Raw genomic sequence first — 6,996 nt, forward strand, 5'->3', positions numbered from 1 at the left:
TCTGGAGGGTGACGGCGACCTGGTGGTCGCGTATGTTGGCCTCGCTCAGCTCCACGTTGAGGTGCTGGAGCTCGCGGGCCCGTTCGAAGAGCTCGGCCTCCCGCGCCATCGCCTCGGACGGCGCCTCCGTCGGCTCCTCGGTCGGCGGGCGGCCGGCCCGGGATCGGACGAACGCCGTCACGTCCTCCGCCCGGATGAGGATCCATTCGACCGGGCTGTTCGGACCGGCGATCGGTGAGTGGACCACCGTCCACCAGCGCTCCTCGAACCCGCCGCGAATCCCCTCGATGGGGACGTCGTACTTCTGCAGGGCCATGGTGTTCTGCTTCCCGGTCTCCATGACCCGGTTCAGCGAGGCCTTGACGTTCCGTTCGCTGTGCGTCTCGGGATCGCTCTCAGGGAAAACGTCGAAAAGCTTCCGCCCGATCAGGTCCTCGCGCGTCTTGCCCATGGCCTCCATGTAGGCCGGGTTGGCCGCGACGATCACCATGTCCCGCGTGATCACGACGCATGGGGACGGTATCGCCGCGAACAGTGCAACGTAGTCCAGATCCGCCATTTCCGACCGCCCCTACGCGTCGGGCGAGGTTGCCGTGTACCCCTCAGTCTGTCTTCTCACGCTACACCCCCGCACGCAGGCGAAAGGAAAACACGGAAATGCGCCTCTCGTGTTGAAGAGCAGTTCGAGTTCGATCGCTTCCATTACCAGAACGACGTCACAAACCCAGCGGTTTGCTACATGAAGGGGAGAGGGTCTAGGGTCTCTGCACGATCTCCGCATACGTGGGATAGAGCCCACTTCTGCCGACCGCGAATCCAAGATCCAGGCCGAGGTCGAGAAACGTCCGAAAGTCAGTCCCAATCGCCACTACTGGGAGTCGGTCGCACCGGCCCGCTCACGTGGATCATGCCCTCGTCGATCGGGCAGGCCATGACGGAAGGATTGTCGATGTCCGGGTCTTCTTCGGAGTGCCATGCCCGCGTCATCTCGACCATTTCGCCTGTGCTGAACAGGTATTCGAGTGGCACCGGAGTCGGGTTGCCGTAATTCGATCCGTTGTGAATGCGGAGACTGGCCCGGAAATCCGTCGGCAGGGCCACCCCCAACGCCGCCTCGATCTCCGACGCCTCGGCCGGCCCCGCGAGCAGCGGCAGGGAATCGGGCAGGACACGGCTCAAGGCCGCTTCGACTCGGATCCAGGCTTTTCAGAGGAGCGATCATCCGTTTCGGTCATGCTGCGGATCATAGGGTCTCATCGCAAGGTCATGCTCATGCCGACCGATGTGGACGAAGCGCAGCAATTCTTGCTCGCAGTCGACAACTACCTCGCCAATGGGAGCGGAACTTCCCACACGTCCGGCGGCCGAGGGTATGTGAAGCGAGTCGATCGATATCCGGACCCGGATCATCGAGCACGGCCAAATAACCCCTGCCCCGCTGGCCTTTTGGTACTGGCCGTCTTTGGGTGGGCAAGTCATGTCAGGATGGGCCGCATGTCTCCTGATCACGAGAATGCCGTCGGGTTCGCCGAACAGGCGCCGACCGCCGACTACGACGGCTTCGCCGAGGCATACGCCGCCGAGACCGAATCCAGCCTCCTCAACGGCTACTACGCGCGGCCCGCGATCCTGGACCTGGCCGGGGACGTGGACGGGCGGCGGATCCTCGACGTCGGTTGCGGTGCTGGGCCTCTCTTTGAGGCGCTCCGTGACCGGGGCGCCATCGTCACCGGCGTCGACCCCAGCGTCAAAATGCTCGAGCTTGCCAGGCGGCGGCTCGGCGAGGGCGCGGCGTTGCAGCAGGCGGACCTGAACGATCCCCTGCCGTTCCCCGACGACTCGTTCGACGATGCCATCGCGTGCCTGGTCCTGCACTACCTGGAGGACTGGACGGCACCGCTCGCTGAGCTGCGGCGCGTACTGGCACCAGGCGGCCGCCTCCTCGTGGCCGTCAACCACCCCTTCGTCTACAAGTACACCAACCCAGAAGGCGGCAGCTACTTCTCGACCCACGAGTACGGCTTGGAGTGCACATTCAGCGGTCAGAGCGTCTTACTGTCACAATGGCACCGGCCACTGCATGCGGTCACCGGGGCATTCATCGAAGCCGGATTCCGGATCTCGGTTGTCAGCGAGCCGCCCCCGGCACCTGGCGCCCACGAGCAGTTCCCCGACGATGTCAAGACGCCTGACTCGGCGTTCCTGTGCTTCCTGTTCCTTGTCCTGGAATCGCCCTGAGCGACATCTCTGACACCCAGCTCGTGGTTGCCGTCGGCAACCCGCTGCCGGGTAGCCGCAACGACTCGAAGGCATTCGGCGAGTCCGGCGTCGACCACGCCACCCGCACCGCGACCGTGATCGCCGGCGCCGGCTACCCCGGCCACCCGCGCGGTCATCCCGTACCGTCGCCAGAAGAAGGACAAGCCGCTGGTGGGATGGAAGGAAGCCCACAATGCCTCCCACCGTCACGTCCGCGTCGAGCACACCTTCGCGAAACTGAAAGTCTGGAAAGCGCTCCGGGACCGCCGCCTACACAGCGAGGACCCCGCCCAGGCCACGGCTGGCATCGCTCGGCTTTGCAACCTCAACCTCGCTGGCTGAATGCCTCGGAACGCCGCTCCAACACTCAACTCCAGCAAACAAGCGGGGCAACACTTAGACTCGACACTGGAGCATCCTGTTGAAATCTGTTGCAGCACAACAGATTCACCAGGAGGCTTCCTCAGTTCGTAAACACGGCCTAGGTTTACAACTGCGCCTCCTGGCACCGCTCGGTCACTCTCGTGATACTCGCCTACTCCGACCTCCAGCCGGCGCCGACGGGCTCAGTGGAATTCGCGCTTGCGCACAGATCAGAAATCGCTATCATTGGCGGCTGTCACCAGCCCTATCAAGAGGCGGTTCTGCCGTCGCATCGAACCGTGCATACGAATCGCTGCGGCGGGTTCTGTGTCTGCGAACGGATGTCCATGCCTCGAAGCATTCCCCCTGAGCCCCCCCAAGGCAACGCGCTCACCCGCTGGCTCGAGTTTACTGCTGAACGGTGGCGGCTGCTCGGCCTCCTGCGGCTCGCGCCGGCCGCAGCGGCCGCGCTCGCCGCGTGCCTCTTCCTGGTCGCCTTCACCCCGAGCACGCTCGCACTCGTCCTCGGTTGGTTCGTGTCGAGCATCGAGACCATGGACGGCGGGACCGATTGGGGCGCACTGGCGCTGCCGCTCGCGGTGGTCTCCGCGATGTTCCTCCTCGAGGAGGCCTTCCACGCGGTCTCGGGTCTCGCCCGGACCAAGGCCGGCTCACGCATCGACCGGGCACTGCGCCGCGAGATCCGGGACCTGTCGCTGCGGCGCCTCCCGGTGTCCGGACTCGACGACCCCGACCTCGTGGACGACCTCGTGCGCGCCTGCGACCTCGAACAGAAGTGGGTCCGCACGGCCGGATCGGGATCCACCGGGCAGCTACTCCTGCTGTTCCGTTTCGCCGCGGCGGGGTTCGCCACGATCCTGCTCTCGGTCGTCCTCTCACCGCTCCTCGCGGTGCCGCTCCTGGTGATCTGCCTGAGTAACCGCGCGCTCCTGCGCCGCCAGTGGATGGCGCTGGTCGCCGAAGGTGATGAGCGCGAGCGTTTCCACCGCCGCACCCAGTACTGGACCAGCCTCGGCCACAGCCCCGAGGCCGCCAAGGACCTACGCATGTTCGGCCTCGGGCAGTGGCTCGTGGCCCGCCGCACCGCCGCGTACCTCGAATACGTGACTCCCCTGTGGCCCAGCCGCCACCGGGTCATGGTTCAGCAGTGGCCGGTCATCCTCATGACCGCCGCCGTCGCCTGCCTCACGCTCCTGGTTCCCGCGCTCGCCATGCGCGCCGGGGCGATCGACGCCTCCGGACTCGTCACCTGCTTTTTCGCCGGCTGGGGCATCTTCGGGATCCTTTTCATGGGGCACGAGGCCTTCGACATAGAGCACGGCACGCTCGCCCTTCGGGCCCTCGAACGCCTCCGCGCCACTGGTTCAGGCAGCGAAACCGAAACGGTCGAACTGGTCCGCTTCGACGCCGTGATCCGCTGCGAAGGCGTCAGCTTCACCTACCCCGGCAAGAATCTGCCCGTCGTCTCCGGGCTCGACCTCGACATCAAAGCGGGCGAGGTGGTCGGCCTCGTCGGCCGCAACGGCGTCGGCAAGACCACGCTCATCCGACTCCTCGCAGGGCTCTATGCGCCCGATACCGGACGCATCACCGTGGACGGCCGCGACCTTGCCGACCTGCCCATGGCGGCCTGGCACCGCCGCGTCTCAGTCACCTTCCAGGACTTCGGACGCTTCCCCGCCTCGATCGCGGACAATATCGCTATCGGCGCGGTCGAGCACGCCGCCGATCGCGACGGCCTCCTCGCCGCCGCGCACACCGCCGGCATCGACCGCTGGCTTGCGGACGTGCCCGACGGTATCGACACCCTGCTCGGACGCGAGTTCGACGACGGCACCGACCTGTCGGGCGGGCAGTGGCAGGGTATCGCCATCGCGCGGGCACTCTTCGCCGCCCGGCACGGCCGCGACCTCCTGATTTTCGACGAGCCCACCGCGCATCTCGACGCGCACGCAGAAGCCGCCTTCTTCGACCGCGTCACCACCGCGATCGACGACGCAGCGATCATCCTCATCTCGCACCGGCTCGGCACCATCCGGCACGCCGACCGCATCGTCATGCTCGGCCGTGACGGGATCATCGAGCAAGGCGGCCACGACGAGCTGATGGCCGCCGGCGGTGAGTACGCGCGCCTGTTCTCCCTCCAGGCCTCCCAGTTCGCCGAACTCGAACCCGCCGCCGGAACCGACCCCGACTCCCGAAAGGCGACGGCATGAACGCGATCCTGCAACTCGCCCGCCACACCATCGCGCTCGCCTGGCGCGCCGCACCCCGCATCACCATCGTGGTCGGTGCGCTCGTGGTCCTCGAAGCCTTCGCCGCCGTATGCATCGCCCTGTCGCAGCGGTGGATCGTCGACAACACCGAGACCGGGGCCCTCGCCGCCCTCGTCATCGTCGCAGTCCTCGGCGGATTCGCATACGCCGTCAATGCCGCCGGCAACCGCATCGTCACCAACCTGTCGCAGACGCTCGCCGAGCACGTCGATCGCACCCTCAACGAAGAGGTCATCGGGATCAGCGCCCGCGTGCCCACCCTCGAACACCTCGAACGGCCCGAGTTCCACGACCGCATCACCCTGCTCGGCAAGAGCACGTATGAGCTCGCGCAATCCGGGATCGGACTCGTGCGGGCGGTCTCGGCGACCGTGAGCGTGGTCCTCAGCGTGATCCTGCTTTCGAGTGTTCACATCGCCCTCGGCTTGCTCGTCCTCCTCGCGTTCCCTCCGATCTGGACGAGCATGGTCGCGCAGCGCCACCGCGCCGATGCGCAGAAGCGCGCGGCGGCCGAGGAGCGGCGCGACGAGCGCCTGCACCGACTCGCCGTCGAACCCGAAAGCGCCCAGCAGATCCGGGTCATGGGCGCGGCGGACGTGATCGACTCCTGGGCTGACGAGGCCCGCGTGCGGTATCTGCGCACGCGTGACCACGGACTCGCGGTGGCGATCGGCTGGGAGCTGGCCGGCTGGGCCGTCTACATGCTCGGGTTCGCGGCGACCCTCGCGCTGGCGGCGGGCATGGTCGGGTCCGGTGCGGCGACGCTGGGCAGCTTCGTGCTGGCCGTGACGCTGGCGACGCGGCTGCGCGGGGAGGTACGGCGAACCGTCGAGTCGATCAAGCAGGTCGCGCGCGGCGCGACGGCTGCGGAGCATTACGTGTGGCTGCGGGACTATGGAAGGGACCAGGCCGCCGCGGCAGGGACCGTCCAGGTGACCGGGCCGGTCCACCGAATCGAGCTGCGAGGGGCCGGGTTCACCTACCCAGGTGCGCCGGAGCCGACCCTGCGCGGCATTGATCTGACGCTCGAGGCCGGGCAGACAATCGCGCTCGTCGGGCTCAACGGCGCGGGGAAGACCACGCTCGTCAAGCTTCTCACCGGGATGTACCCGCCGACAGAAGGCGATGTGCTGCTTGACGGCCGCCCGCTCGAGGAGTTGGATGCGGCGTCGTGGCGGCGGCGGACCACGGGCGCGTTCCAGGATTCGTTCCGTCTCAAGACGACCGTGGCCGAGGCGGTCGGCGTCGGGGACCTCGACCACATAGACGATGCCGAGCGGATACGGCTGGCGATCGAGGAGACGGGCGTACACGCGTTCGTGGACCGGCTACCCGAAGGGACCGACTCGCTGCTGGACCGCTCGATGGGCGGGCACGAACTCTCGGGTGGGCAATGGCAGCGCCTCGCCCTCGCGCGGGCCCATATGCGAACTGACGCGAATCTGCAGGTGCTTGACGAGCCGACGGCGGCGCTCGACCCGCAGGCCGAGCACGAGGTGCACGAGCTGTACGCGGCCCGCACCGCCGATGCGGGCGAGCAGATCACGTTGCTAGTGTCGCACCGGTTCTCGACGGTGCGCATGGCGAATCTGATCATCGTGCTCAAGGACGGCGCGATCGTCGAGCGAGGGACCCACGCGGATCTCATTGCGTCGGGTGGCGCCTACGCGGCGCTGTACGAAAGCCAGGCGAGCCAGTACCGATGATCGGCGCCCGGGCCGCCGCCGTGGCCGCCGCACCGAGGACGTGGCAAGGGCTGGCCTCGGCCATGGTGTCGAGCCAGGCGTCGACGTTGTCGGCTTTGAGCTGCTTGATCCGACGACCGTGAAGCCGAGACTCGACGCGGCAGTTTAGCGCTAGGTGCACCAACAAACTTCCGTCGAACCGTTGACTACACATCGAGATCTCTCTATAGTTCGAATCGCCGGAAGATTCATCAGATGTTTCGGACCTAGGTTGCGATATGTGAGCGATAACAGGCGTTCCCCATACCCGCGTCCGCTAAGGAGCACCCGATGACATCGGCCGCACCCGATTGCTCGTTCCTGTCCCGCTGGACCCGAGGCGTGGCCGCGCT

The 6,996-nt window shown here is 66.8% G+C and carries 5 protein-coding genes; 3 read left to right on the plus strand and 2 right to left on the minus strand.

Translation table 11 applies throughout. From position 1 onward, the window contains the following. On the minus strand, positions 1-559 hold a 559-nt coding region (locus O1R50_RS26015; protein ID WP_270113179.1), incomplete at its 3' end, for a PAS domain-containing protein. A 293-nt stretch (positions 560-852) separates the two neighbouring features. Next, positions 853-1,179, minus strand: a complete 327-nt coding sequence (locus O1R50_RS26020) for an SMI1/KNR4 family protein (RefSeq protein ID WP_270113180.1) — start codon at positions 1,177-1,179, stop codon at positions 853-855. Between the two features lie 315 nt (positions 1,180-1,494). Here O1R50_RS26020 and O1R50_RS26025 point away from each other — a divergent pair, with 315 nt between their 5' ends. From O1R50_RS26025 to O1R50_RS26035, 3 genes are all read left to right on the plus strand, one after another. Continuing rightward, a complete protein-coding gene (locus tag O1R50_RS26025; protein ID WP_270113181.1) occupies positions 1,495-2,238 on the plus strand; it encodes a class I SAM-dependent methyltransferase in 744 nt (247 codons plus the stop codon). A 731-nt stretch (positions 2,239-2,969) separates the two neighbouring features. Beyond that, on the plus strand, positions 2,970-4,859 hold the full coding sequence (locus O1R50_RS26030) for an ABC transporter ATP-binding protein (RefSeq protein ID WP_270113182.1): 1,890 nt from the start codon (positions 2,970-2,972) through the stop codon (positions 4,857-4,859). Beyond that, complete coding sequence (locus O1R50_RS26035) at positions 4,856-6,625, plus strand: ABC transporter ATP-binding protein (protein ID WP_270113183.1); 1,770 nt, start codon at positions 4,856-4,858, stop codon at positions 6,623-6,625. The genes O1R50_RS26030 and O1R50_RS26035 overlap by 4 nt, the downstream gene beginning before the upstream one ends. Positions 6,626-6,996: the final 371 nt, after the last annotated feature.

This window comes from Glycomyces luteolus, assembly GCF_027622875.1.
Taxonomy (GTDB): Bacteria; Actinomycetota; Actinomycetes; order Mycobacteriales; family Micromonosporaceae; genus Glycomyces; species Glycomyces luteolus.

What these genes read in the sequence shown, in the direction of transcription:
- O1R50_RS26030 (WP_270113182.1), top strand. Translation starts at nt 2,970, where the DNA reads ATGCCTCGAAGCATTCCCCCTGAGCCCCCCCAAGGCAACGCGCTCACC.
- O1R50_RS26025 (WP_270113181.1), top strand. Translation starts at nt 1,495, where the DNA reads ATGTCTCCTGATCACGAGAATGCCGTCGGGTTCGCCGAACAGGCGCCG.
- O1R50_RS26035 (WP_270113183.1), top strand. Translation starts at nt 4,856, where the DNA reads ATGAACGCGATCCTGCAACTCGCCCGCCACACCATCGCGCTCGCCTGG.